Source organism: Cellulomonas flavigena DSM 20109 (assembly GCF_000092865.1).
GTDB classification, from domain to species: Bacteria; Actinomycetota; Actinomycetes; order Actinomycetales; family Cellulomonadaceae; genus Cellulomonas; species Cellulomonas flavigena.
Genome location: NC_014151.1, coordinates 3,984,825 through 4,006,728 on the forward strand (window position 1 = coordinate 3,984,825; position 21,904 = coordinate 4,006,728).

Consider the following 21,904-nt stretch of genomic DNA (forward strand, 5'->3'; position numbering starts at 1 on the left):
CATGGCACGAACGTGCCATGGAACCATCCGGACGACTCTTTCGCTTTACCGCCCCACCGCTCCCGCTTAGTGTCGAATTGTCGGCGCATCGGAGCGCAATTCTCAGGTGGGCGGGAGCTGGCGTCCGCGCCGACCTCCGAACATTCCGCACGCCTGCCCAAAAAATGCGGTCGCGTGCTGCTCGCGCGCATCCACGGAGCAAGGAGGAGAGCACCTTGAGGCCATTTCTCTACCACGTGCACGGTGTGGGGCGGCACGACTTCTCCAACCTCGACCCGGGCGACCTGCTCGCGGTCGAGGCGGTGGCGCAGGAGCGGGAGCAGGACCTCGTCCCGACCGTGTTCCTCGTCCGGGACAACCTCCCGAGCCTCGTCGACCTGCTCAAGCACTACGACGAGCTCCGCCGTGCCGGCCGACTGCCGCACATCGCGGGGTTCGCCGTCGAGGGCCCGCTCCTGGGCCCCGAGGGCGGCGTCCCGCGCGAGGGCAAGTGGGTGCCGACGTGGCGCGAGTGGGTCGCCCTCGCCGAGCTGGGCGACCTCGGCCTGAAGTACATCGTCATGGCCCCCGACAGCCTCGCCCTCGACGAGCGCGTCGACGGCGGGCACACGTTCGCGGAGCTCCTCGAGCTGTTCTACGACCACGGCACGCGCATCGCGCTCGGCCACTTCCACCACGACGACCCCGACCGCAGCGCGCAGCGCACGCGGGACGTCGTCGCGCACCTGCACGCGACCTACGAGCCGTCGCCCTACCTGGTGCTCACCGACCACCTGTACAACGACATGCCGCGCACCTTCACGCACGCGTGGCGGACACCGGAGGAGCGCGCCCGCCGGGACGCCGAGGTCGCGGAGTTCCTCCGGTCGCCGTGGACGCCCCAGAACGTCGCGGACCTGCTCGGCCCCGTGCCGGCCGTCCTCCTGGAGACCACGCGCGAGGGCCTGGTCACGCCGTGCCTGAACTTCGACGGCCTGCACGTCGACATCGAGGTCTGCCGGCGCACCGTCGAGTACCTCGGCGCCGAGCGGCTCGTCGCGCTGACCGACCACATCGAGGTCTCGGCGATGGCCAGCGAGAAGCTCTGGCTCGACCCGACCGGCCTGTGGCGCCGCCAGGACGGCGTCGTGGCCGCCGGGTCGACCGACTTCGAGCAGCAGCGCGCCAACATGCGGGCCGTCGGACTGCCCGAGGAGGCCGTCGAGGCCGTCTTCGACACCGTGCCCCGCGCGGTCATGGCGTTCGTGCCGCGCCGCCGGCTCCAGCCGGAGCCGGCATGATCGACGCGCTGCTCGAGCAGGCCCTCCCGCGCCTCGAGGCGACGGCCACCACCGCCGCCACCCCGTTCGACGCGATCGTCCTCGCCGCCGGCGCCGGACGGCGCCTGTCCCCCGTGACGGACGAGCTGTGCAAGCCGCTCGTGCCCGTGCTCGGCACGCCGCTGCTGTGGTGGGCCGTCGCCGCGCTCCGCGCGGCCGGGGTCGGCAGGGTCGCCATGAACGCCCACCACCACGGGCAGCAGGTCGCCGCCGCCGGGGCGGTGCTCGCGGGACGGGACGGCGTCGACGTCGTCGTCGTGCCGGAGGACGCCCCGACCGGGCCCGCCGGCGGCGCGCGTGCCTGCGCCGCCGTGCTCCCGGCACGGACGAGCCACGTCGTCCTCAGCGGTGACGCCTGGACGGACGTGGACCTCGGCGCCCTCGTCGACGAGCACGTGGCGCGCGGGAGCGACCTGACGATCTGCGCGACACCCGTACCCGACCCCAGCCGCTTCGGCGTCCTCACGCTCGACGGGGACGACGTCGTCGGCCACCGCGAGAAGCCGCAGGACGCGGCACCCGGTGCCCTCGCGAGCTGCGGCATCTACGTGCTCAGCGACGCCGGGCTGCGGGCGCTCGCGGCCGGGGGCGCGGACCTCGCCGACTACGACTTCACGCACGTCGTCCCCGTGCTGCGCGGGCTCGGCCTGACGGTCCGGGCGTCGGTGACCTCACGCGCGTGGGACGACGTCGGCACCGTCGCCGCCCTGCTGCGGGCGAACGTCGACGCGCTGCGCGCGGACCGGTTGGTGCGCGTCGCCGTCCCGCACCCCGGTGCGCCGGGCCTGTGGACGACCGGCGTGCCCGACCTCGCCGCGGACGTCCGGTGCTCCGGCACCGTCCACGTCGGCCCCGGGGCCGTCGTGGGCCCGGGCACGCACCTGCGGGCCACCACCGTCGGCGCACGTGCCGTCGTCGGCTCGGGGGCCCGGCTCGACGGGTGCGTCGTGCTGCCCGGTGCGCGGGTGCCGGACGGCTTCACGGCCACCGGTGAGGTCCTGGGCGCCACCCGGGTCGCGAGCGAGGTGCTCGCATGAGCCTGCGCACCCTGATCCTCACCTCCAGCTACCCCCCGACGATGGGGGGCGCCGAGACGTACGCCCACACGCTCGCGCACGGCCTGGCCCGCGACGGCTTCGACGTCCTCGTGGTGACCGACGCGGTCGCCGGCGCGCCCCGCGACGAGCGGACCGACGGCGTCACCGTCGCTCGCCGGGACGGCTACCGCGCCCTGCTCGCCGACCCGGGCAAGCTCCCCTGGGAGCAGCTCTGCTTCGGCATCCTGCCGGACCTGGAGGACGTCCTGCGCGGGTGGCGGCCGCACCTGGTGGTCGCGAACAGCCTCGAGTGCACCGTGCTCGGCCGGATCGTCGCCGACGACCTCGGCGTCCCCCTGGTCGGCGCGTACCACGAGCACGACCCCCGCTCCGAGCCGTTCGGGGCGGGCCGGCTCAGCCTCGGTTATCGCGTGCTCGCGCCCGACCTCGTGCTGGCCGGCTCGTCGAGCTACGCCGCGCGCGCGCTCGAGCACCTGCCCGCCGAGCGGGTCGCGCTGGTCCTGCACGGCGTCGACACCGACGTGTTCGACGACCGCCCGGAGCTGCGCGACCCGGCGGCCGCGGTGCGCCGGCGCTACGGCGTGCAGGAGCACGAGCTGCTCGTCGTCACCTCCGGCCGTCTCAAGGAGCGCAAGGGCCACCTGGAGCTGATCGAGGCGTTCACCTCGCTGCGGCGCACCGACGCCGTGCTCGCCGTGGTCGGGGGCGTCAGCTCGTCGTCCCCCGAGTACGCCGACACGCTCGCGGCGACGGTCGCCGGGTGCGCGGACGCACGGGTCGTCATCGACACGACCGCGTCGCTCGACGACATGCCCGCCGTCCTCGCGGCGTCCGACGTCGTCGCGCAGCCCAGCAGGTCGGAGGGTCTCGGGCTCGCGCTGCTGGAGGCGATGAGCATGGCGCGACCGGTCGTCGCGACCCGCATCGACGGGTTCGACGAGGTGCTGGGGCCGGAGGGACCGGCCGTGCGCGTCCCGGTGGGCGACGTCGAGGCCATCGCGGACGCGCTGACGGCCCTCCTCGACGACGCGGACCTGCGCCGGACGCTGGGGGCACGGGCGCGCGAGCACGTCCTCGCGCGGTTCTCGCGCCGGCACATGATCACGTCCACCGCCGCGCTGCTGCATGCGGTCGCCGCCACGGAGGCCGTCCGGTGACCGCGTCCCCTCCCCAGGTCGTCCTGCTCGCGGGAGGTGCCGGCACGCGCCTGCGCCCGGTGACGGGCGACGTCCCCAAGGTTCTCGTGCCGGTCGGCGACCGCCCGTTCCTCGAGCTGCTCCTCGACCAGTACGAGGGCACGGGGGTCCGCGACGTCCACCTGTGCCTGGGCGTCCACGCCGACCAGGTGCTCGCCCACCTCGCCCGCCACCCGCGGCCGGACCTGCGGATCACCTGGACCGTCGAGGACCACCCGCTGGGCACCGCGGGGTGCCTGCGGCTGGCCGCACCCGCGCTGCACGACGAGTTCGCGGTCGTGGTGGGCGACAGCCTGCTGACCGAGCCGGTGGGCGAGCTGACGCAGCGGTGGCACGCGACGGGCCGGGAGGCGGCGATGGCCGTGCTGCACAACGCGGGAGCGCTGGTGCCCAGCAACGTCGCGGTGGCCGACGGGCTCGTCGTCACGTACGACAAGCACGCCGCGCCCGGGTCGCTGGAGCACGTCGACTACGGGGTGCTGCTGCTGCGGCGCACCGCCCTCGGCCGGCTCCCGGACGCCGCGACGCAGGACCTGTCCACCCTCGTCGCGTCGCTCGTCGAGGACCGCGAGCTCGCCGCCGTCGAGGTCGGGCGGCGCTTCTACGAGATCGGCTCACCGCGCGGCCTGGCCGAGCTGCGGGCCGTCGTCGGTCACGGGCCGGGAGCCGACCGTGTCCCGGCCTGAGACGCACGCGCCGGCCGGCCGGCGCGTCGTCGCGCACCGGGAGGTGTTCGCGAGCCCGTGGATGCAGGTGCGCGAGGAGGACTTCGTGCGGGCCGACGGCACCACCGGCACGTTCGGCGTCGTCACCCGGCACGGCTTCGTCGTCGTCGTGTGCACCGTCCCCGGCGGCACCGTGCTGCTCCGGCAGTACCGGCACGCCGCGCGGCGGTGGAGTCTCGAGCTGCCGCAGGGTGCCCTCGACCCCGGGGAGGACGCGCCCGGCGCCGCCGTCCGTGAGCTCCGCGAGGAGACCGGCTGGCTCGGCGAGGACCCGGTGCTGCTGGCTGCCGAGGTCTACGAGGCCGCCGACTGGGCGACGCAGTCCTTCGCGGTCGTGGCCGTGCACGCCCGCGACCGCGGCCCCTGCGCGCTCGAGCCCGACGAGCTCGTCGGCGACGTGCTCGTGCTGTCCGACGACGACCTCCGCGAGGCCGTCGTCACCGGTGAGGTCGTCGACGCGGCGACGCTCGCCGCCCTCGCCCTGCGCGGCCTGTCCCCCCGACACCCCGAACCCCTGGAGATCGCATGACCACCCTCGTCACCGGCGCGGCCGGGTTCATCGGCACGCACGTCGTGCAGCACCTGCTCGACACCGGGCGCGACGTCGTCGCGACCGACCTGGTGCCGGCCGACGACGCCACCGGCCTGCGCGGCGTCATCGACGACCCGCGCCTGACCTACGTGCCCGGCGACCTCGCCGGGCAGCTCGACGCGCTGCTGCCCCACGTCGAGCAGGTGTGGCACCTCGCGGCCAACACCGACATCCCCGCGGGTGCCACGGACACCGGCGTGGACGTCCGGTCCACGACGGGCCTGACCCACCAGCTGCTCGAGGCGCTGCGGCGCCACCCGGGCCGTGACCTCGTCCTGACGTCGACGAGCGCGGTCTACGGCGAGCGGACGGGCAGCGCGTCCGAGACGTCGGGACCGCTGCTGCCCCGGTCGCTGTACGGGGCGGGCAAGCTCGCGGCCGAGGGCCTGACGTCGGCGTACTGCGCGACGTTCGGGCTGCGCGCCCGCATCTTCCGGCTCGGCAACGTGCTCGGCGGCGGGATGCGGCGGGGCATCGTCCTGGACTTCCTGCGCAAGCTCGGCGAGGACCCGCGGACGCTGCACGTCCTCGGCGACGGCGAGCAGCGCAAGAGCTACGTCCTCGTGGACGACGTGGTCGCGGGCATGCGGCACGTCACCGAGACGACGTCCGGGCCGGAGCACCCGGCGTGCGACGTGTACAACCTCGCGGCCGGCGGCAGCGTCAGCACCCGGGAGGTCGCACGCCTCGTCGCAGCGGAGCTCGGCCTCGACGGCGTCGACGTCGTCGCCGAGCAGGGCGGGCTGTCGTGGCCGGGCGACCAGCCGGTGGTCGAGCTCGTCGTGGACAAGGCCCGCGCGACGGGGTGGGCCCCGACGTGCACCGCGCCGGGGTCCGTCTCGGAGTCGGCGCGGCGCCTGCTCGCCGAGCAGGCGGTGACGGCATGACGGCCACGCAGGAGGCACCCGGGCGCGTCACGACCGGCACGGACGAGCTGGTCGTCGCGAGCGCCCCGTTGCGGATCTCCCTCGGCGGCGGTGGCACCGACCTCCCGTTCTACGCGGACCGCCACGGCGCCGACGTGCTGTCCGTCGCGATCAGCCCGCGCGTGACCGTCGCCGCCCGCACCGGACGGCTCGACGCCCGGTTCCGCTACAGCCACGACCGCGTGCTCCTGGCACCCGACGTGGACGACCTCGACGAGCCGTACGTGCGTGCGGCGCTGCGGGCCACCGGCACCACCCGGCCCACGGAGATCACGTCGTTCGGCGCGGTCCCCCCGGGCACGGGCCTGGGCAGCTCGGGCGCGTTCACCGTGGCCCTGCTCGCCGCCCTCGGCGCGCTCACCGGGCAGGACCCGCTGGGCCCCGGCCGCAGCGCGCTCGCCGAGCGTGCGTGGCAGCTCGAGGCGGGCACGCTCGGCCGGCCCGTCGGCAGGCACGACCACTACGTGTGCGCGACCGGCGGCCTGTGCCGCCTGGTCGTCGAGGACGGACGTCCGCAGGTCATCGCGACCCGCGTCGAGGACGACACGCTGGAGGCGCTCGACCGGCGCCTGCGGCTCTACTACACGGGGGTCAGCCGCGAGAGCTCGCACCACCTCGCCGCCGCCCCCGCGAGCGTCGACGACCGCACCGCGCGGCTGCACGAGACGCGGCGCATCGGCGCCGAGCTGCTCGGCGCCCTCGAGCGCGGCGACGTCGACCGGGTGCCCGAGCTCTTCCGCCGGCACTGGACGGTGAAGCAGGCGGGACTCCCGCCGGCGCCGTGGGACGAGGCGCTGCAGGTGGCGCTCGACGCCGGCGCCCTCGGCGGCAAGCTCGTCGGCGCGGGCGGCGGGGGTTTCCTGCTGCTCTTCGCACCCCCGGCCGCCCAGGCGACGGTCGACGCGGCGATGACCGCGCGGGGGCTGGTCGAGCTCCCCTTCACGTTCTCCCGCACGGGAGCCCAGATCACGCGTGTCCGGCACGACGACCAGGAGGCCCTCGCATGACCACCACCGCTGTCGACAGCACGACCTGGACCGGTCACGAGTTCGTGTCCGTCCTGGCCGAGACCGTGACCTCGCTCGACCTGCAGGCGGTCGACCGGATCGCCCACCGGTTCGCCCGCGTGCGGCGCGAGCAGGGCCGCGTGTTCGTCATCGGGGTCGGCGGCGGCGCCGGCAACGCGACCCACGCCGTCTGCGACCTGCGCAACCTGGCCCGCGTCGACGCGCACTCGCCGACGGACAACGCGGCCACGCTGACCGCGGCCGTGAACGACCGCGGCTGGGAGGAGGCCGTCGCCGAGTCGCTGGCCTGCGCGAACCTCGGCCCGCGTGACGCCGTGATGGTGTTCTCCGTGGGCGGGGGCAGCGAGAGCCCGCCCGTGAGCGTGAACCTGGTCCGGGCGGTCCGGTTCGCGGCGGCCGCCGGTGCGTACGTCTGCGGGGTCGTCGGCCCGGACGGCGGCGAGACCGCACGGCTCGCCGACGACTGCGTCCGCGTCCCCGTGAGCGACCGGTCCTTCCGCACGACGCACACGGAGATCGCCCAGGCGGTCGTGTGGCACCTGCTGGTCGTCCACCCGGCCCTCGCGGCGATCAGCCCGACGTGGGAGTCGCTGCGACCGTGAGCGTGCGTGCGCTCGTCCTCGACCGCGACGGCGTCCTCAACGAGCTCTGGCACGAGCCGGACCTCGGGACGGTCGACTCGCCGGCACGCCCCGACCAGGTCCGCCTCGCGGCGGGCGCGGCCGACGCGGTCCGCGCCGCGAACAGGGCGGGCGTGCGGGTCGTCGTCGCGTCGAACCAGCCGGGCGTGGCGAAGGGCAAGTGCACCCCGCAGCTCCTCGACGCGGTGACCGGCGCGCTCCTGCATCTGCTCGCCGCGCAGGGCGCGCACGTGGACGACGTCCGCTACTGCGTGCACCACCCGGACGCGGTCGTGGACCGGCTGCGGGCCGGGTGCCCGCGGCGCAAGCCCGGTGCGGGGCTGCTCCTCGACATCGCCCGTGACCTGGGGATCGCACCCGGCGGGACCTGGTTCGTCGGGGACACCCACGTCGACGTCGCGGCAGGCCGGGCCGGCGGGTTCCGCACGGCCTGGGTCGGCCGGTCCCGCTGCGACGTGTGCCCGACCCGCGGCGCCGAGCCACCCGACCTCGTCGCCCCCGACCTGCTGACAGCGACCCTCACCATCCTCGAAGGAGAGAACCACGATGCAGCTCTTTCTCGACAGCGCTGACACCCACGAGATCAAGTTCTGGCTGGGCCAGGGCGTCCTCGACGGGGTCACGACCAACCCGAGCGTCCTGGCACGCGACGGCGTCGTCGACGTCGCGGCGGCCCTGCGCAGCCTCGTCTCGCTCGTCAGCCCCGGCATCCTGCACGCCGAGGTGACGCAGGAGTGCGGCCAGGCCCTCGTCGACGAGGCGACGGCGCTGCACGCCCTCGGCGAGAACGTCGTCGTCAAGGTGCCCGTCCTCACGCCGTCGGGCGCGCCGTGCCTCGGCGAGATCCACGAGCTCGCCGAGGCCGGCGTGCGGGTCAACGCGACCGCCTGCCTGTCGCTCGGGCAGGCCGCCCTGGCCGCCAAGGCGGGCGCGGCGTACGTGAGCGTGCTCGTCGGGCGGATCGACGACGAGGGCGGCGACGGCGCCGAGGTCGTCGTCGAGCTGCGGCGCTGGCTCGACCTGTGGGGCTACCCGACCCGCATCGTCGCGGCGAGCCTGCGCGGCGCGGCCGACGTGCGACGTGCGCTCGCCGCCGGCGCCCACTGCGTCACGGCGCCACCGGCCGCGCTCGCGCGGACGTCGGACCACAAGTACTCCCGGCACACCGTGCAGGAGTTCCTCGACGCGGCCCGCACCAGCGCCGCGACCCTCTGAGACCGACCACCCCGACCGACAGGAGTACCCCACCGTGCCCGAGCTGTCCCAGCCCCGCTCCATCTGGTTCGACGGTGCCGTCCGCCCCTGGGCCGACGCCCAGGTCCACGTCTGGACCGAGACGGTCCTGCGGGCCGCGAGCGTGTTCGAGGGCCTGCGCGGCTACTGGTCGCCCGACGACGAACGGCACTACTTCGTGCACCTCGACCGGCACGTGCGTCGGCTGCAGCGGTCCGCGAAGGTGACACGGATCCCGTTCCGCCTGGAGACCGACGACGTGCTGAAGGCCCTCACCGAGCTCGTCCTGGACCTCGGGTACCGCGAGGACATCTACGTCCGCCCCACCGCGTACCTCGAGAAGGGGCGGTACACCGCCGACGCCTCGGGGCTGGCGGGAGGCTTCTTCATGCCCGTGTTCCCCTCGCCCCGCGAGCGGACGATCGACGCGGGCGTCCGGTGCCAGGTGTCCTCGTGGCGACGTTCGGGCGACGACACCGCCCCGCCGCGCGTGAAGGCCGCCGCGAACTACTACAACCTGCGCCTCGCCCGCCTGGAGGCGGAGGGGAACGGCTTCGACGAGGCGATCCTGCTGAACGCCGCCGGCAAGGTCGCCGAGACGGGCGGCGCGTCCGTCTTCGTCGTGCGTGACGGCGTGGCCGCGACGCCCGCCGTCAGCGACTCGGTGCTCGACAGCATCACCCGCGCGAGCGCGCTCGAGCTGCTCCGCGAGCTCGGGCTGCAGGTCGAGGAGCGGCCGGTCGACAGGACGGAGCTCTACGTCGCCGACGAGGTGCTCCTGACGGGCACGCTCTGCGAGATCACGCCGGTCGTCGACGTGGACGGCCTCCCGGTCGGCGACGGCGCACCGGGCCCGGTCACGCGGCAGCTCCAGACCGCGTACTACGCGGCGTGCCGCGCGGGCTCGTCCGACGCGCGCGGTTGGCTCACGGAGGGTCCGCGGGTCGGATGACGGGGCTCCTGACGACGTCGCACTACATGCGCCGCGACGAGGACCCGGCGGCGCTCGGTCTGGTGCGGCTCACCGCGCGCGAGGCACGGGACTGCCTCCGCGACGTGTCGACGGCGCTGTCCCGCTGGCCGGGCCGGGACGGGCGGGCGCTGGCCCGCGCGATGGCCGCCTACCACTGGTGGATGGCGACGGGGAGCTCGGGCCGGGCGGGAACGTGGACGCTCGACGTGGGGACGGTGCGCGCGCACGTGCGGCGCCACCCGAGCGACCTGTTCGTCCTGCGGGAGGTGTTCGTCGACCAGATCTACGCGTTCCCGTACCGGGACGTCGTGGGCGACGTCCGGCGGGTGCTCGACGTCGGCAGCAACGTGGGCCTCTCCCCGCTCTACTTCTCCTCGGTGTTCCCGCAGGCGGAGGTCGCGTGCGTCGAGCCTGTGCCGGAGAACCTCGAGGTGCTCGAGGCGACCCGTGCCGCCAACGACCTCACGTGGCACGTCGTGGCGGCGGCGGTCGCCGCGGAGCCCGGCGAGGTGACGCTGTACCCGAGCGGGTGGTGGTCGTCGAGCTCGACCAGCGGGCACGTCGCGCACGCCCGCGAGGCGTCCGCCCACCGCCCGGAGCACCGGCTCGGCCGGCAACCCGTGACGGTCCGGGCCGTGACCGTGCCCCAGCTCCTCGACGAGCTCGGCTGGGACGGGGTCGACGTCCTCAAGATGGACATCGAGGGCGCCGAGGCCGAGGTGCTCGCCGCCGACGCCGACTGGCTCGACCGGGTCGGTGTGCTGGCCGTGGACATCCACGCCAAGTACGTGGCACGCGGCGAGCTGCTCACCGTCCTCGCCCGGCACGGGCTGCGCCCTGCCGCCGAGGCGGGCGCGCACGCGTCGGTGTTCGTCCGCGAGCGCGGCCCGGTGGCGTCGTGAGGCCCGCCGCGGTCCTCTTCGACGCCGGGCTGACGCTCATCCACGCGAGCGGCGACATCCTCGTCGAGGAGCTCGCCCGCGACGGGGTGCAGGGTGTCGACGCGGGGGACGCGGTGCGCGCGCTGGTGCTCGCGTGCGAGGCCCGGCACGTGCCGATGCCCGTCGCGTCGGACGGCACGGGCAAGGTCGTGCGGGCGTGGTGCGCGTACCTCGGGCTCGACGCGCGCGCCGCCGCGGCCGCAGGCCACCGGGCGCTGGCTCGCGAGGACCTGTACGACGACCTCGACACCGGGGCCCACGAGCTGCTCGGGGGCCTGCGCGACGCGTCCGTCCGGCTCGGCGTCGTCTCGAACTCGGAGGGGACCGTGCGCGACGACCTGCGAGCGCACGGTCTGCTCGACTACTTCGAGGTGGTGCTCGACTCCACGGTCGTCGGGGTCGAGAAGCCGGACCCCGAGATCTTCCGCCTGGCGGCCGACGCCCTGGGGGTCGCGCCGGCCGCGTGCTGGTACGTCGGCGACGGCGTCGTCAACGACGTGCTCGGGGCGCGCGCCGCCGGGTACGGGCGCGCGGTGCTGTTCGACCGGTTCGACTCGTACGCCCGGCTGCCGGGCGTCTGCCGCGTGCGGGCGCTCCCCGAGCTGCTCGCGCTCGTCGGGGCGCCGGAGGCCGACCTGGCCGTCGGCTCCCGGGCCGGGTGACGGCGTGTACGCGTTCCGTGGCGACTTCCTGCGACCACCACCCGCGCCCGCCGTCGATGCCGACACCGTGCTCGACGAGGTGCGCCGCGCGCTGGCGGGAGGCCGGCACGTGGGCGTGGAGCTGGTCCGCGCGCGGCTCGTCGGTGCCGCGTCCGGGTCGGGGCTGAGCGTCATGGTGTACCTGACCGCACCGTCGCAGCCCCGGGCGGAGCGGGCGTTCCGCAGGGTCGTCGAGTCCCTCATGGTGGTCGGCGGCTCGCTCGCCGGGTGGACCTTCTACGACTACCGGGAGGGGCGCGACGCGCTCGGCGGGGACCCGGGGGCGCAGCGATGAGCGACCGCGACGGGATGACGCTGTGGCTGACGGGCCTGCCCAGCACGGGCAAGAGCACCATCGCGGCAGACGTCGCGGACCGGTTGCGACGGGACGGCGCGCGCGTGACCGTGCTCGACGGTGACGAGATCCGCGCGGAGCTCACGCCCGACCTGGGCTACTCGCGGGCCGACCGGGACGAGAACGTACGTCGGATCGGCTTCGTCGCACGCCTCCTCGCCGCCCAGGGGGTCGTGGTGCTCGCTCCCGTGGTGGCGCCGTTCGCAGCGGGCCGGGCGAGCGTGCGTGCCGCCCACGACCGCGACGGGACGTCGTTCTACGAGGCGTACGTCGCGACGCCGCTCGCCGAGTGCGCCCGACGTGACGTCAAGGGGCTGTACGCCGACCAGCGCGCGGGCCGCCTGCGCGGCCTCACCGGGGTGGACGACCCCTACGAGGTCCCCGCGGCGCCGGACCTCGTGGTGCCGGCGGGCGCGCAGCGCCCCGGCGAGTCGGCCGCGCTGGTGCACGAGTTCGTCCGGGCGCGTCGGGACTCCCGGCACGCCGGGACGCACCGCAGGAGGTGGCCGTCGAGCCTCAGGGCGTCCCGTTCCTCCCCGGCGTGACCGGCACGACGCCGGCGACCGCACAGGGCGACGGCAACGATCCCGCTGGAGCGGCTGACCGACGCGAACAGGCCGGTGCCGGGCAGCGTCGGGCGGCCGTGGGACAGCGTCCGAGGGAGCCGGCCGCGCCGGTCCACGCGTCCGTGCGGGCGCGGCGGGGACCCTGAGGCGGGGACGGGGCGCTGGAGGTGGCCGCCGCACCTCGCTGCGTCCCGTCCCGCCGCCGCGCCCGACGGGCGGACTACCAGGCCGCGGTGCAGGCCGTGGGCGCGGAGGTGTACCACACGCGGTGGACGCAGGTCCTGACGTAGTCGTAGTTCGCACCGGCGGTGAACGAGCCGAACATCGGCGTCCACCCGACGCCCGGTCCGCACGGGGTCTGGACGATCAGCTGGTGGATCAGCCGGTTGTTCCGCAGGACCTGCAGGGAGATCCACGTGTCGTTGCACGACGTGGGCGGCGTGTACGACGGATTCGTCACGCGGCTCCACATGGCGTTGCAGTTCGGGGAGTAACGCAGCTCGAAGCGGCTGTTCATGTACGTGAACTCGTGCGGGCTGTAGGTCGACGACGTCGAACAGCCCATGGCCTGCGGGTCGCGGTCGTTGCAGCTCGTCAGCCAGCAGCCCGCCGCCTGGGCGGGCGCGGTCGGCGCGGCCGCGATCGCCCCGACCGCCAGCGCGAGAACCAGGGTCGCGCGGGCCAGCAAGCCGCGCGACCGTGCCATTGTGGACATGGGATCTCCTTGTTCGCGAGAATCTTCGGCAATGAAATGCGAAACCGATGCCAATAATGTCGGCGGGCTGGTCACGGCGACAAGTAAGCCCCCCTGTGACCGGAGTCACATCATTTGATACATCCTCGGGCCCGACGGGTGCGGGCCTTTCGTCCCTCCGTTCGCGCCCCGAGCTGTGCACCGCCCGGCGCCCCCTCGCGGCAACGCGAACGTGAGACGCCGACCACGACGACCTGCCGTACCGACCGGGTCTGCGACCCTGCGGCGGTGAGGGCCGCAGGGCCGCGGCCCGCGCGACGTCGCTGACGGGACGGACGGCGGGTTCGGCTCGGTCGAACCCGCCGTCCGTCGCCTCACCAGGGCAGGTAGTAGGTGAGCAGGTCGGCGGTCAGCGGCGGGAACAGGGCGCCGAAGAACTCGGCGTCCGGTGCGTACACGTCGGGGTGGAGCCGCTCCAGACCCTGGATGCCGCGTAGTACTGCGTCGCGTCGGCGCCGCCGGGCTCGAGGAGGTCCGCCCACGCCCGTCCCGGCACGGTGAGCGGGCGGTGCACGATCGTCAGCGGTTCGCCGAGGCCACGCGCGGTGTCCTGCAGCGCGACGAGGGCCGGGACGTCGGCCGTCGTCGCGTCACGGAGCACCTGCCGGCCGGTGTCGCGCGACGGGTGCTCCGTCGCGCCGCCCGCTGGCGGCGCCGCCTCCCGGAGCGCACGGGCGCGGGGGATGTCGATCGCGTACTCGTACCCGAAGAGCCGGTAGAAGTACGGGATCCCGATCATGACCTGGAGCAGGTGACCGCGGTCCCGCGATCGGCCGTGCGCCCAGCCCATGAGCGCACGGACCAGCCCGCGGCCCTCGTAGGCACGGTCGGTCGCGACGAGCTCGACCTGGCCGGCCGGGAGCACGATGTCACCGACCCGGACCGTCTCGTCCAGCAGCGTCGCGGTCGAGACCACCCGGTCACCGTCCACGACGACGGCGCACGCGTCCCACCCGAGCTCGCCCTCGACGACGAGCCGGTGGTCGAGCGCGTCCGGCTCCTCACCACGCTCGACGAGCAGCGCCCCGACCTGGTCGAGGTCGGACGGTCGGGCCGTGCGGAGCTCGAGCCCGCCGGGCAGCGTGGACATGGTCACAGCCTCGTCCGGCCCCCGCGCCGGGTCCAGGGGATTCGGCGGACGCCGTCCCCTGCGCCCCACGGGCCGGGGACGCCTGCCGCTGCAGGATCTGGACGGGCAGCAGCGGACGCACGAGACTCGGCGGACGACGCCCGCCCGCCCGACGATCCCAGGAGGCACACGACGTGGAGTGCTCCGACTCGGTCCGGAGCTGTCCGACGACCGAGAGGATCGCTCCGTGAAGCTGGTGACGACCGCCGACCTCCGGCTGCCGGACAGGGTGGGCGGCCTGCTGGACGCGACCTCGTGCCTGGTGTCCGGCGCGGGGGTGTTCGTCGCGGTCGCGCGGTGGGACGGCGGTGAGCGGTACGCACTGGTGTCGATCGCCGACCAAGCGGTGCGGACCGTGGTGCTCGACGACGTGGACGCCGTGTTCGCCGACCACGCACCGGCGCTCGTCCTGCTCGAGGACGATGCCGTCGGCCTCGTCGTCGACCCCGGGACCCTGCGCGTGCACGGGACCGACCTGCGGCTGCGGCGCGAGATCGCGATCGACGGCGGCGACGTGCTGGACCACGACGCCCTGCACGGGCAGCGACCGGCGGTGTGCGGCCGCGCGAGCCGTGGCACGTTCGCCGGCGCGCACGTGGTCGTCCTCGACGAGCCGATCGCGCGGGGCAACCCGCGGTACCTCGCGTCGCTGCGGGTCGGCGGGTCGGACGCGTCGTGGACGGGCCTCAGGACGCTCGGGCTGGAGGGGTTCCCGGTGGACCGGTTCGGTCTCGACGGGCTGGACACCGGCCCCGACGCCCCGGGGATCGTCGGCGTCGTCGTCGGTGACGCGGTCGGACGCGGCGACGACCTGCTGGTCTGCGTCGAGGGGTCCGACGGCTCGAGCGTGCGCAAGTGGGGCTCCGACTTCTTCACGCTCACCCGTGTCACGGCCGACGGGACCGTGACGACGCCGCTCTACGAGCAGTCGGGCTGGAAGCGCTCGCCCGGCAAGCGCGGCCTCCACGGCAAGATCACGGCGTCGGGCCGCTACGTCGTGCTCACGCCGGTGTTCGCGTCCGGCGACTGGAAGGGCAGGCAGCGCCTGCTCGACCTCGAGACGGGCGAGCTCGTCGTGCCCGTCCTGCCCCGCGGGGCGACCGGGATGCGCATCGTCGACCACCACGGGGCGACCTTCTGGCTCAGCGACGGCGCGCAGCGGATCGTGTGCGCGGAGCAGGCCGGCCCGCACGGGTAGGCCGACGCGGGTGCGCGGCGCGCCGGCAAGGCGTCAGTACAGGCGCACGGTCGCGGCATGAGCTCGGTCAGGACGCGAGGAGCGGGCGCGACCATGCCACTTCGCGACCCAGCTGCCCCGTCTGCCGGAACAGCCGCACCTGATGAGTGTGGGCCAGCGCCTCGACGAGCTCGTCACGATCAGCGGACTCGAACCCCAGGCCCTGCCAGAACGGTCCCGAACGGCGACTGAACAACCACGCCCTCGTCGCTCCCTCCTCGACCGCACGCTCGAGCGCGAAGCTCGCCAGGGCGCTACCCCGGCCGCGCGAGCGATCCGTCGGGCTGACCGCCACGCTGCGGATCAGCACATGGCGACCGTCACGGCTGATCTCGTACCCGGTGCTGCCGACGATCGCGCCGCTCTCGTCACGCGAGATCCACAGCCGCACGCTCGGCGCGTCCAGACCGCTCGACGTGAGATCGACCGAGCTCAAGAACGCTGCCAGGGCCGCGACGTCGGCGTCCCCGCACGGCTCGACTCCCACACCGCAAGTGAACCATCCGAGCATGACCCGACGTCGCGGCTCACGGTCGTCGGTCGGCCCGCGAGTCCCGGAGCATGCCACTCGCGTCCGGCGCCGACGTCGCCGGCCGGTGGACGACGCGTCGGTGCCGACCCCACGGGTGCTGGCAGGATCGCCACCGTGACCGTGCACCTGCTCGACGTCCTCGCCGACCAGCCGTTCGCCGAGATCGGCCGACCCGTCCGCGTCCTCGACGACCCGGCGCGTGACGTTCTCGTCGTCGCCGGCGACCTGGGCCACACGCAGTGGCTGGGCAACGGGGACGGTGTCAGCCACTACCGCGTCGCCGTCTACGACCGGAGCGACCTCACGTGCCGACAGGTGGCGGCGACGGGGTGGCGGGCGAACGACCTGGCGATCCACCCCTCGGGCAGATGGGTCGCCGTCGCAACGGGCAGCTATGACGGCGGGTACCACTTCGAGGGCGAGCTCATCATGATCGACCTGGAGCGCGGGACGTCGGTGAGCGTGCTGCGCGCCGTGCGCGAGGTGGTCGTCGTGCACTGGCTCGACGAGACCCGTCTGCACGTCGAGCTGTCCCCGGTCCACGACGACTGCGCGCCCGAGGACCTGCACGACGAGTCCTTCGTCCTGACGGCCTCGTGGGGCGAGGTCGCGCCGCGATCGATCGAGCTGCCCGCGGCACCCGGAGGTGACGTGACGGCCACGCGGACCGCATCCGATGCGGATACCGCGCACGCGACCCTCGGAGCAGCAGCAGCACGTACCGGCCGCCGCTGGGCGGTGCGTCGCCGGGTGGCGGTCGTCGCGGGGCGCAGCGACGGTTCCGTCCTTGCCGCGGGTGAGGGCGTCGCCGCCGAGCGGTGGGCGCCCGACGGCCGCACGTCCCCGGTCTGGCGACGTGGGGCGCCCGTCGGCGCCGGGTGCCAGCTCGCGCCGCTGACGTCGACGACCGTGCTCACCACCGTCGCGACCCCCGGGCCCGGCGGCCCGGCGACACGCGGTTCGGAGCACGACGTGCTCGACGTCGCGACCGGCGATGTCCTGGCGTCCGTCCGGCCCGGTGGGCCCTCGATCAGCATCGTGTCCTGCGGCTCCTTCGGAGTGCTCCGCGGGGCGGCACCGTTCCCGGGTCGGGAACCGACCGCCCCCGCCCTGGTCGTCGGCCCCGACGGCAGCACCCTCGCCCGCCTGGACCTCCCGCACTTCGTCAGGGACGCGCACTGGTTCGACATCGTCGACGCGCCCGCTCCGCTGGTCCTCACGGACCACGGGACCAGGCCCCACGTGGAGAGGTGGGTCGAGCGCGTCGACCTCACACCGGCCGGCGCGGCGACCCGTCGTCTCTTCCCGCTCGACTGGGACGCCCCGCGCGACCGGTTGCTGGACGGCGGCCCCGGTGCGTTCGTCGACGACGCGCAGGGCGAGGCGGTCGTCCACAGCGCGACGGCCCACGAGCACCCGAACAGGCAACGCCGGTTCCTCGTCCGCCGCACGTACCCGACCGGCGCCGTGCAGTGGGTGACCGAGCTCCCCGCCCGGGTCACGGGCGTGGCCACCTCCGACGGTGTCCTCGCCGTCACTACCGCGGACGGGCGGCTGCTGCTGGTCGACGCGCTCACGGGAGCCACGGTGGACGACGTCGAGCTGCGGGTCCACGGCCAGCCGGTCGTTCCACTGTGCGTGAGCGCCTACGGCGACGGCCGCCTCGCCGTAGGTCTGCTCGACGGGCGCATCCTGCGGCTGCGCCGGGAGTGACCGGCCCGGCCGACGAGTCCGGCCACCGATGCGTCGTCACCGCTCGGACGGCAGGTCGTCGAGGTCCGAGAGGTCACGTGAGAACCGATGCTGTCACTGCCTGGTCCGCCACGCAGCGGCGGTCAGGCCTCCGTGAGGCTCGACTCCTTGTGCGCGGCCTGCGCGCCGGTCTTCTCGGACTCGACGATCCAGTACGGCTCGTCGTCCGACGCGCGGAACTGCTGACCGTCGAACGTGAAGTCGGCGGTCCGACGCTCCACGGTCGTGCCGGTGGTGCGGCCCTGCGAGGTGTTCCAGTGCACCTTCTGCCCCTTGCGCATGGCGTCGACGCTAACCCGCCGCCGCGGGCCGCGCGCGTCGCGCGGCACCGTCCCGACGTCCTCACCCGTGCCCGAGGCGCTCACCGCTGACGTCGCCGGCGTGGCTGTCCCGTGCGAGTTGTGCGGTGGTATCGGGAAACGCCGCTCGGGGCACGCCCCGCGACCCGACGCTGACGTCATGTCCATCTGGGAGGTCGACGGGATCCCGTTGACCCTGCTCAAGCACGTCACGCTGACGGCGATCGTCCTCGTCTGCTGGGCCAACGCCTGGCGAGGGCCGCAGGACCGACCGCGCCGCGTCGCCGCCGGCGCGATCCGGCACAGTGCCGCCGCGTTCGTCCTGGCGATCCTGCTCGCGCTGGTGCCGGGGGTCAGGTGGGGGCCCGAGACCGCCCAGTCGACGTCGCGGAGCTCCGCGGGCCGCACCGCGGCGGTCAAGTCCTCGGACCCCGCGGCCGATGAGGCTGGCATGACCCGAACCTGCACGCTGTGAACCGGGACGACGTCGCCAACCTGACGATCACGGTCGCCGTCGTCACCGCCACGCTCGTCCTCGGCAGCATCGTGCCCGGCGCGGGGCGGTCGCCGGACGCACCGCCGCCGGCCGACGCGGCGGTGACACCGGTCGCGACGGTCGCGGCACCGCCCTCCTCACCGGCACCCGCGGGCGCGCGCGGCACCACGGCACCACTGCGCCTGGCCGACCTGCCCGCCGGCGCGCTCGACCCCGCCGGCTTCCCGGCACGCCGGGTCGAGCAGGCCGTCCTGATCGCCGACGTCGGCGCGGACGGCCTCGTCGCGATCGACGCTGCGACAGGGCAGTGGGTCAGCACGGGCCTGGTCCCGCCGATCAGCGAGCCGCTGCTGCTCTCACCCGACGGTCGGTCGCTCGCCACGCTCGCCTACCAGGACGCCGGTATGCGCGTCGAGATCGTCGAGCTGCTCACCGGTGCCGCGCGCGAGGTCCCCGTGAACGTTCCGCCGCCGCCGGGTGATTCCGAGTGCCGCGTCGACGGGGTGGCGTGGTCCCCGGACGGGCACCTCGGGGTGGTCGCGATGTGCATGACGTTCCACATGTCGTCGGACGACGGGCCGCGTGAGGCCGACTACGAGGCGGTCGTCCTCGAGGTGGACGTCCTGACCGGTGCCACGCGTGTCGTCGAGCGCGTCCCGGAGGCGTCGCCCGTGGAGGCATACCCGAGCTACTCCCCGGACGGGGCCCTGTTCGCGTACGGCATCGGGCGGCCGCTCCCCGCGCCGGGGTGGGTCGACGAGTCGTGGTTCGGCGTGCGTGTGATCGGCGTGCACGACGACCGGCCCGCGCGCGAGTGGGTGAACACCCACATGGCGTACGGCGACCCGTGGCGGGACGCCGGGACGCTGCTGGTGTGGGACGAGCTCGCCGACCCGGGCGGCCCGGCCGCCTACCTCCTGCTCGACACGAGCACGGGGGCGCAGTCCCCGTACGGGATCGACCGGCTCACCAACACACTCGGCTTCGTGGGGGGCAGCTTCCTCGCGCAGCGGACCAGGTGGCTCCAGGAGCCGGACCCCTGCCCGGCGGCTCTGTGCGCCGTCGACCTCGACTCCGGCGTCGTGGCGCCGTGGCTCGACCTCCCGGAGCGCGGCGACGTCCACTGGCTCGGAGTCGCCCGGGACCTCGTCGGTCCCTGAGCAGCCCCGGGACGTCGGCGACCCCGCCGGGTACCCGTCGAGCCCTCACCCCGCGTCGTCGATCGACATCCCCGATCACCCGCTGCAGCGCTCCGACGCACCGCTCGACCTCGAGCCCGACGTCCTCGAGCCGCTCCGTGCTTCGATGTGCTCTGCACCGACCACCCCACCGTGCAGGGAGGCGAACGACATCGACACGTCACCGTCGTCGGTCGAGGAGAGCACGAACCGCCCGCTGGCGGGTCTGACGCTGCTCGGGTGGCTCGTGCGGCCCGACGCCCACCGGCACGGCTGACGCGTGGCCCCCGTGACGGAGCCCCCCGCGGCGAACACCCCCACCCCGGACGACGCGACCCGGCGCCTGTTCGCCGGCGTGGACCTCGACGACTTCTGGGACGACTCCGCGTACGCGCTCGCGGAGTACGTCGGTGCGCGGCCGTCGGACGAGCTGGTCGCGTCCGTCGAGGCGGAGCTCGGTTACCGCCTGCCCGCGTCGTACGTCGCGCTCATGCGGTGGCACAACGGCGGCACGCCACGGCTGACCGCCTGCCCCACCCCGGCCGAGGCGTGCCTCGCGGACGACGAGGTCGAGCTGACTGGCATCATGGGGATCGGCCGCGACAGGCGCTGCTCGGTGGCGGGCGAGGCCGGCAGCCGCTTCTGGATCGAGGAGTGGGGCTACCCGCCGCTCGGCGTGTACGTCGCGGACTGCCCGTCGGCCGGACACGACATGATCGCGTTCGACTACCGCGGGTGCGGGCCCGACGGTGAGCCGCGGGTGGTGCACGTCGACCAGGAGCGGGACTACCGGGTCACCGTGCTGGCACCGGACTTCGTGACCTTCGTGCGGTCGCTGCGTCCGGCGGACGACTTCGGGATCGCCTGACGCGTCAGTCGGACCGGCGGGCCGCGGCGTCGTCCACCACGTCGGCGTGGTGGTGAACGCGATCGCCGCCTGCGGGGCGTGCCGGTGTCAGCCCTCGACCGCGGCGACGGCGCACGTTGACCGCGAGGATCGTGTGCAGCGCGGCGAGGTCGATCTGGAGCACCGGGCCGTAACGCTGCGGTCGTGCAGGAGCAAGAGGTGACATGAGCACGACATCGCCGCGCGACCTCTCGGACGCGTGCGCCCGGATCGGGCACGACAGCGACGCCCTCGAGGTGATCTACCGCGCTCACGTGCGGGACGTCGAGCGGTTCGTCGCCCGGCGTACGCGGGACCCCTTCGTGGTGGCGGACCTGACGGCCGACGTCTTCGTGCGGGCCATCGAGTCCGCGGCGACCTACCGCCCTGACGCGGGCCGGCCCGTCGCCTGGCTCCTCGGCATCGCCCGGCACGTCGTCGCCGCCCACCACCGTGCCGTCGGGCAGGAGGGCGAGGCGGTGCGCCGCATCGAGGGACGCGCGCTCGTCGACGCCGACGCGTACGAGCGGCTGCAGGAGCAGATCGACGCCGCCGCCCGGGCCCGCGCCCTGCACGACGGTCTGGCCGCACTGCCGGACGCGCTGCGCGACGTCGTCGAGCTGGTCGTCGTCGACGACCTGCCCCTCACGCAGGTCGCCGAGGTGCTCGGCATCACCTCCGTCGCCGCACGCGTGCGGCTCCACCGTGCCCGGGTGCGCCTGCGCCAGAGCACACCCGCTTCCCCCGGAGGACTGACATGACCCAGCTGGACGCCTTCGAACGCCGGCTCCTGGCCGGGCTGCGCACCGTCGTGGAGGAGGACGCGCGCCGGCCGTCCGCTCCCCCGGTGGCCCCGGCGCGGCACCGGGGGCCGGGGGCGGTCGCTGCCGCGGCGGCCGCCGCGGTGGGCGTCGCCGCCGTCCTCGTGCCGACGCTGCACACCGAGCCCGCGTGGGCGGTGAGCCGCGACGGCAGCGGCACGGTCGAGGTGCAGGTCAACCGCATCGAGGACGCCGACGGGCTGGAGCGCGAGCTGGCCGCCGTCGGCGTCACCGCAGACGTGACGTACGTGCGGGACGGGCACCGGTGCGCGCCGGACCGCTACCCGCCCCTCGACACCCCGGGGCTCGCGGTGAGCATCGGCAGCGATCGCTCGTTCCGCGTCACCCTGCCGCCCGGCACCGTGCCCGCCGACGGCGTGCTGGTCGTCGCCGCGTCCTTCGTCGTGCGGCCCGACGAGCAGCACGACGACGGCAGCGGCCGAACCGGCGCCGTCCGCGTGTGGGTCGACGTCGGCGTCACGACGGGGACGGTCGGCCCGTGCGTCACCGTGCCGGCACGGGACTGACCTCGCGACCCACTGCGTGTCGTTCTTCCCCGGCTCGAC

At 74.7% G+C, this 21,904-nt stretch carries 28 protein-coding genes; 23 read left to right on the forward strand and 5 right to left on the reverse strand.

Going from position 1 to position 21,904, the window contains the following annotated elements; all coding sequences use genetic code 11:
• The first annotated feature begins 215 nt into the window (after window positions 1-215).
• Genes CFLA_RS18090 through cysC form a run of 15 tightly spaced genes read left to right on the forward strand, consistent with a single transcriptional unit; the run spans window position 216 to window position 12,233 of the window.
• Complete coding sequence (locus CFLA_RS18090) at window positions 216-1,280, forward strand: hypothetical protein (protein WP_013118793.1); 1,065 nt, start codon at window positions 216-218, stop codon at window positions 1,278-1,280.
• Window positions 1,277-2,356, forward strand: a complete 1,080-nt coding sequence (locus CFLA_RS18095; protein WP_013118794.1) for a nucleotidyltransferase family protein — start codon at window positions 1,277-1,279, stop codon at window positions 2,354-2,356. The genes CFLA_RS18090 and CFLA_RS18095 overlap by 4 nt, the downstream gene beginning before the upstream one ends.
• Complete coding sequence (locus CFLA_RS18100) at window positions 2,353-3,534, forward strand: glycosyltransferase family 4 protein (RefSeq protein ID WP_013118795.1); 1,182 nt, start codon at window positions 2,353-2,355, stop codon at window positions 3,532-3,534. The genes CFLA_RS18095 and CFLA_RS18100 overlap by 4 nt, the downstream gene beginning before the upstream one ends.
• Window positions 3,531-4,259 (forward strand): sugar phosphate nucleotidyltransferase, encoded by a 729-nt coding sequence (locus CFLA_RS18105; RefSeq protein ID WP_013118796.1) that lies wholly within the window; start codon window positions 3,531-3,533, stop codon window positions 4,257-4,259. The genes CFLA_RS18100 and CFLA_RS18105 overlap by 4 nt, the downstream gene beginning before the upstream one ends.
• Window positions 4,246-4,827 carry an NUDIX hydrolase gene (locus CFLA_RS19300; RefSeq protein WP_013118797.1) on the forward strand — a complete coding sequence of 194 codons (582 nt, stop codon included), beginning with the start codon at window positions 4,246-4,248 and terminating at the stop codon, window positions 4,825-4,827. The genes CFLA_RS18105 and CFLA_RS19300 overlap by 14 nt, the downstream gene beginning before the upstream one ends.
• Complete coding sequence (locus CFLA_RS18115; RefSeq protein ID WP_013118798.1) at window positions 4,824-5,777, forward strand: NAD-dependent epimerase/dehydratase family protein; 954 nt, start codon at window positions 4,824-4,826, stop codon at window positions 5,775-5,777. Before CFLA_RS19300 ends, CFLA_RS18115 begins: the two co-directional genes overlap by 4 nt.
• On the forward strand, window positions 5,774-6,823 hold the full coding sequence (locus tag CFLA_RS18120; RefSeq protein WP_013118799.1) for a GHMP family kinase ATP-binding protein: 1,050 nt from the start codon (window positions 5,774-5,776) through the stop codon (window positions 6,821-6,823). The genes CFLA_RS18115 and CFLA_RS18120 overlap by 4 nt, the downstream gene beginning before the upstream one ends.
• On the forward strand, window positions 6,820-7,446 hold the full coding sequence (locus tag CFLA_RS18125; RefSeq protein WP_013118800.1) for a phosphoheptose isomerase family protein: 627 nt from the start codon (window positions 6,820-6,822) through the stop codon (window positions 7,444-7,446). The genes CFLA_RS18120 and CFLA_RS18125 overlap by 4 nt, the downstream gene beginning before the upstream one ends.
• Window positions 7,443-8,057 carry a D-glycero-alpha-D-manno-heptose-1,7-bisphosphate 7-phosphatase gene (locus tag CFLA_RS18130; RefSeq protein ID WP_013118801.1) on the forward strand — a complete coding sequence of 205 codons (615 nt, stop codon included), beginning with the start codon at window positions 7,443-7,445 and terminating at the stop codon, window positions 8,055-8,057. Before CFLA_RS18125 ends, CFLA_RS18130 begins: the two co-directional genes overlap by 4 nt.
• Entirely contained in the window at window positions 8,032-8,700 is a 669-nt protein-coding gene (locus CFLA_RS18135; protein WP_013118802.1) for a transaldolase family protein, read from the forward strand. The genes CFLA_RS18130 and CFLA_RS18135 overlap by 26 nt, the downstream gene beginning before the upstream one ends.
• A 34-nt stretch (window positions 8,701-8,734) precedes the next feature.
• Window positions 8,735-9,670 (forward strand): branched-chain amino acid transaminase, encoded by a 936-nt coding sequence (locus CFLA_RS18140; RefSeq protein ID WP_013118803.1) that lies wholly within the window; start codon window positions 8,735-8,737, stop codon window positions 9,668-9,670.
• The gene (locus tag CFLA_RS18145; protein WP_013118804.1) at window positions 9,667-10,593 is read left to right on the forward strand and encodes an FkbM family methyltransferase; all 927 of its coding nucleotides are present in this window, start codon (window positions 9,667-9,669) and stop codon (window positions 10,591-10,593) included. Before CFLA_RS18140 ends, CFLA_RS18145 begins: the two co-directional genes overlap by 4 nt.
• Window positions 10,590-11,294 (forward strand): HAD family hydrolase, encoded by a 705-nt coding sequence (locus CFLA_RS19305; RefSeq protein ID WP_013118805.1) that lies wholly within the window; start codon window positions 10,590-10,592, stop codon window positions 11,292-11,294. The genes CFLA_RS18145 and CFLA_RS19305 overlap by 4 nt, the downstream gene beginning before the upstream one ends.
• 4 nt (window positions 11,295-11,298) lie before the next feature.
• Window positions 11,299-11,628 carry a hypothetical protein gene (locus tag CFLA_RS18155; RefSeq protein ID WP_013118806.1) on the forward strand — a complete coding sequence of 110 codons (330 nt, stop codon included), beginning with the start codon at window positions 11,299-11,301 and terminating at the stop codon, window positions 11,626-11,628.
• Window positions 11,625-12,233: an adenylyl-sulfate kinase gene (cysC, locus tag CFLA_RS18160; RefSeq protein WP_013118807.1), complete on the forward strand. Its 609-nt coding sequence runs from the start codon at window positions 11,625-11,627 to the stop codon at window positions 12,231-12,233. Before CFLA_RS18155 ends, cysC begins: the two co-directional genes overlap by 4 nt.
• Before the next feature lie 241 nt (window positions 12,234-12,474).
• On the opposite strand, the gene CFLA_RS18165 is transcribed toward cysC, so the two are convergent.
• Complete coding sequence (locus CFLA_RS18165) at window positions 12,475-12,969, reverse strand: DUF2690 domain-containing protein (protein WP_013118808.1); 495 nt, start codon at window positions 12,967-12,969, stop codon at window positions 12,475-12,477.
• A 388-nt stretch (window positions 12,970-13,357) separates the two neighbouring features.
• Window positions 13,358-14,098 (reverse strand): GNAT family N-acetyltransferase, encoded by a 741-nt coding sequence (locus CFLA_RS18170; protein WP_013118809.1) that lies wholly within the window; start codon window positions 14,096-14,098, stop codon window positions 13,358-13,360.
• A 226-nt stretch (window positions 14,099-14,324) separates the two neighbouring features.
• Between CFLA_RS18170 and CFLA_RS18175 the strand changes: the two genes are divergently transcribed.
• Complete coding sequence (locus CFLA_RS18175) at window positions 14,325-15,335, forward strand: hypothetical protein (RefSeq protein WP_013118810.1); 1,011 nt, start codon at window positions 14,325-14,327, stop codon at window positions 15,333-15,335.
• 67 nt (window positions 15,336-15,402) lie between these two features.
• Here the strand turns inward: CFLA_RS18175 and CFLA_RS18180 are convergent, their stop codons facing one another.
• On the reverse strand, window positions 15,403-15,885 hold the full coding sequence (locus CFLA_RS18180) for a GNAT family N-acetyltransferase (RefSeq protein WP_013118811.1): 483 nt from the start codon (window positions 15,883-15,885) through the stop codon (window positions 15,403-15,405).
• 135 nt (window positions 15,886-16,020) lie between these two features.
• On the opposite strand from CFLA_RS18180, the gene CFLA_RS18185 reads away from it, so the two are divergent.
• Window positions 16,021-17,619: a PQQ-binding-like beta-propeller repeat protein gene (locus tag CFLA_RS18185; RefSeq protein WP_013118812.1), complete on the forward strand. Its 1,599-nt coding sequence runs from the start codon at window positions 16,021-16,023 to the stop codon at window positions 17,617-17,619.
• A 122-nt stretch (window positions 17,620-17,741) separates the two neighbouring features.
• Here CFLA_RS18185 and CFLA_RS18190 read toward each other — a convergent pair whose 3' ends face one another.
• On the reverse strand, window positions 17,742-17,939 hold the full coding sequence (locus CFLA_RS18190) for a hypervirulence associated TUDOR domain-containing protein (protein ID WP_043601411.1): 198 nt from the start codon (window positions 17,937-17,939) through the stop codon (window positions 17,742-17,744).
• A gap of 178 nt (window positions 17,940-18,117) precedes the next feature.
• Here CFLA_RS18190 and CFLA_RS18195 point away from each other — a divergent pair, with 178 nt between their 5' ends.
• The 4 genes from CFLA_RS18195 to CFLA_RS18205 all read left to right on the forward strand — a co-directional run bounded on the left by CFLA_RS18195 (window position 18,118) and on the right by CFLA_RS18205 (window position 20,499).
• Window positions 18,118-18,432, forward strand: a complete 315-nt coding sequence (locus CFLA_RS18195) for a hypothetical protein (RefSeq protein ID WP_013118814.1) — start codon at window positions 18,118-18,120, stop codon at window positions 18,430-18,432.
• Complete coding sequence (locus tag CFLA_RS18200; RefSeq protein WP_013118815.1) at window positions 18,429-19,613, forward strand: hypothetical protein; 1,185 nt, start codon at window positions 18,429-18,431, stop codon at window positions 19,611-19,613. The genes CFLA_RS18195 and CFLA_RS18200 overlap by 4 nt, the downstream gene beginning before the upstream one ends.
• A 145-nt stretch (window positions 19,614-19,758) precedes the next feature.
• Window positions 19,759-19,908 carry a hypothetical protein gene (locus tag CFLA_RS20610; protein ID WP_187291313.1) on the forward strand — a complete coding sequence of 50 codons (150 nt, stop codon included), beginning with the start codon at window positions 19,759-19,761 and terminating at the stop codon, window positions 19,906-19,908.
• 12 nt (window positions 19,909-19,920) lie between these two features.
• A complete protein-coding gene (locus tag CFLA_RS18205) occupies window positions 19,921-20,499 on the forward strand; it encodes an SMI1/KNR4 family protein (RefSeq protein WP_052302883.1) in 579 nt (192 codons plus the stop codon).
• Window positions 20,500-20,503: 4 nt separating this feature from the next.
• Here the strand turns inward: CFLA_RS18205 and CFLA_RS20615 are convergent, their stop codons facing one another.
• On the reverse strand, window positions 20,504-20,662 hold the full coding sequence (locus tag CFLA_RS20615; RefSeq protein WP_187291314.1) for a hypothetical protein: 159 nt from the start codon (window positions 20,660-20,662) through the stop codon (window positions 20,504-20,506).
• Window positions 20,663-20,702: 40 nt separating this feature from the next.
• On the opposite strand from CFLA_RS20615, the gene CFLA_RS18210 reads away from it, so the two are divergent.
• Both CFLA_RS18210 and CFLA_RS20620 read left to right on the forward strand, forming a co-directional pair.
• On the forward strand, window positions 20,703-21,278 hold the full coding sequence (locus CFLA_RS18210; protein ID WP_013118817.1) for an RNA polymerase sigma factor: 576 nt from the start codon (window positions 20,703-20,705) through the stop codon (window positions 21,276-21,278).
• Window positions 21,275-21,865: a hypothetical protein gene (locus CFLA_RS20620; RefSeq protein WP_013118818.1), complete on the forward strand. Its 591-nt coding sequence runs from the start codon at window positions 21,275-21,277 to the stop codon at window positions 21,863-21,865. Before CFLA_RS18210 ends, CFLA_RS20620 begins: the two co-directional genes overlap by 4 nt.
• Window positions 21,866-21,904: the final 39 nt, after the last annotated feature.

Coding starts and splice junctions, on each gene's coding strand:
- CFLA_RS18095 (WP_013118794.1), top strand. CDS start 1,277: ATGATCGACGCGCTGCTCGAGCAGGCCCTCCCGCGCCTCGAGGCGACG.
- cysC (WP_013118807.1), top strand. CDS start 11,625: ATGAGCGACCGCGACGGGATGACGCTGTGGCTGACGGGCCTGCCCAGC.
- CFLA_RS18165 (WP_013118808.1), bottom strand. CDS start 12,969: ATGTCCACAATGGCACGGTCGCGCGGCTTGCTGGCCCGCGCGACCCTG.
- CFLA_RS18115 (WP_013118798.1), top strand. CDS start 4,824: ATGACCACCCTCGTCACCGGCGCGGCCGGGTTCATCGGCACGCACGTC.
- CFLA_RS18170 (WP_013118809.1), bottom strand. CDS start 14,098: ATGTCCACGCTGCCCGGCGGGCTCGAGCTCCGCACGGCCCGACCGTCC.
- CFLA_RS20610 (WP_187291313.1), top strand. CDS start 19,759: ATGTGCTCTGCACCGACCACCCCACCGTGCAGGGAGGCGAACGACATC.
- CFLA_RS18190 (WP_043601411.1), bottom strand. CDS start 17,939: ATGCGCAAGGGGCAGAAGGTGCACTGGAACACCTCGCAGGGCCGCACC.
- CFLA_RS20620 (WP_013118818.1), top strand. CDS start 21,275: ATGACCCAGCTGGACGCCTTCGAACGCCGGCTCCTGGCCGGGCTGCGC.
- CFLA_RS18210 (WP_013118817.1), top strand. CDS start 20,703: ATGAGCACGACATCGCCGCGCGACCTCTCGGACGCGTGCGCCCGGATC.
- CFLA_RS18195 (WP_013118814.1), top strand. CDS start 18,118: ATGTCCATCTGGGAGGTCGACGGGATCCCGTTGACCCTGCTCAAGCAC.
- CFLA_RS18135 (WP_013118802.1), top strand. CDS start 8,032: ATGCAGCTCTTTCTCGACAGCGCTGACACCCACGAGATCAAGTTCTGG.
- CFLA_RS18100 (WP_013118795.1), top strand. CDS start 2,353: ATGAGCCTGCGCACCCTGATCCTCACCTCCAGCTACCCCCCGACGATG.
- CFLA_RS18145 (WP_013118804.1), top strand. CDS start 9,667: ATGACGGGGCTCCTGACGACGTCGCACTACATGCGCCGCGACGAGGAC.
- CFLA_RS18125 (WP_013118800.1), top strand. CDS start 6,820: ATGACCACCACCGCTGTCGACAGCACGACCTGGACCGGTCACGAGTTC.
- CFLA_RS18180 (WP_013118811.1), bottom strand. CDS start 15,885: ATGCTCGGATGGTTCACTTGCGGTGTGGGAGTCGAGCCGTGCGGGGAC.
- CFLA_RS18120 (WP_013118799.1), top strand. CDS start 5,774: ATGACGGCCACGCAGGAGGCACCCGGGCGCGTCACGACCGGCACGGAC.